Annotated in this window: 2 rRNA genes; both read right to left on the reverse strand. The window is 56.7% G+C overall.

From position 1 onward, the window contains the following. Nucleotides 1–446: ribosomal RNA gene (locus RCH07_RS19190) — 23S ribosomal RNA — on the reverse strand; the annotation flags it as partial. Nucleotides 447–1,015: 569 nt separating this feature from the next. Then, nucleotides 1,016–1,521: ribosomal RNA gene (locus RCH07_RS19195) — 16S ribosomal RNA — on the reverse strand; the annotation flags it as partial.

Raw genomic sequence — 1,521 nt, forward strand, 5'->3', positions numbered from 1 at the left:
GGCGGTACACAACATTTCGGTTACGGGGCTCACACCCTCTCTGGCCGGCCTTTCAAGACCGTTCACCTATGCCTGCACTACACACCCCACTGTCCCGGCAGAGACAGAACGGACAGTCCCACAACCCCGACCATGCAACGCCCGCCGGCTATCACACATGGAACGGTTTAGCCTGATCCGCGTTCGCTCGCCACTACTGACGGAATCACTATTGTTTTCTCTTCCTGCGGGTACTGAGATGTTTCACTTCCCCGCGTTCCCCCCACACACCCTATGTGTTCAGATGCGGGTCACCGGGCAGCTCGCGCCCCCGGCGGGGTTTCCCCATTCGGACACCCTGGGATCACAGTCCGGTTATCGACTCCCCCAGGCTTATCGCAGATTCCTACGTCCTTCTTCGGCTCCTAATGCCAAGGCATCCACCGTGTGCTCTTAAAAACTTGACCACAAAAGATCAATAAAACGCTATTCTTTCGAGAGAACCATGAAAACCACCACCACCACCGGGCCGCACCCCGAAAGGCACAACCAGACAACAGCGACAGATCCAGGTTCATATATCTTGGAAATTGCTTCTTATAAAAGATGCTCGCGTCCACTATGTAGTTCTCAAACAACAACCCCATACCACACACCCCACACACACAAACGTGTGTGATCGGTGCAGCCAGGAAACCAGAAACAAACAAAACCCACACCACCGGCCCCCCGCGCAGCACCCCCCGTAAGGGACACCACCGGAACAAACCGATGCCATGGTCCTGTTGCCTCAGGACCCAACAGTGTGCCAAACACTAAACCGCCCGTACCCTCCCCCACACCGTTCCAGGACCACCACCCCCAAAAAGGGGCAGGGAATCCGTACTGGGTGCCGGGGAAAAACCGGCGGCCGCTATTCGTTGATATTCCACCCGTGAGCACCCGCCGCAGAACTTACGTCTGCGCAACGGGCGTACTCCTGACAACCCCTCCACACCCACATACATGGGGCAAGGTGGTTGTAGGTGCTCCTTAGAAAGGAGGTGATCCAGCCGCACCTTCCGGTACGGCTACCTTGTTACGACTTAGTCCCAATCGCCAGTCCCACCTTCGACAGCTCCCTCCCACAAGGGGTTAGGCCACCGGCTTCGGGTGTTACCAACTTTCGTGACTTGACGGGCGGTGTGTACAAGGCCCGGGAACGTATTCACCGCAGCGTTGCTGATCTGCGATTACTAGCGACTCCGACTTCATGGGGTCGAGTTGCAGACCCCAATCCGAACTGAGACCGGCTTTTTGGGATTAGCTCCACCTCACAGTATCGCAACCCTTTGTACCGGCCATTGTAGCATGCGTGAAGCCCAAGACATAAGGGGCATGATGATTTGACGTCGTCCCCACCTTCCTCCGAGTTGACCCCGGCAGTCTCCTATGAGTCCCCGCCATTACGCGCTGGCAACATAGAACGAGGGTTGCGCTCGTTGCGGGACTTAACCCAACATCTCACGACACGAGCTGACGACAACCATGCACCACCTGTAA

This window comes from Arthrobacter sp. CG_A4 (assembly GCF_035985125.1).
In the GTDB taxonomy this organism is placed as follows: Bacteria; Actinomycetota; Actinomycetes; order Actinomycetales; family Micrococcaceae; genus Arthrobacter.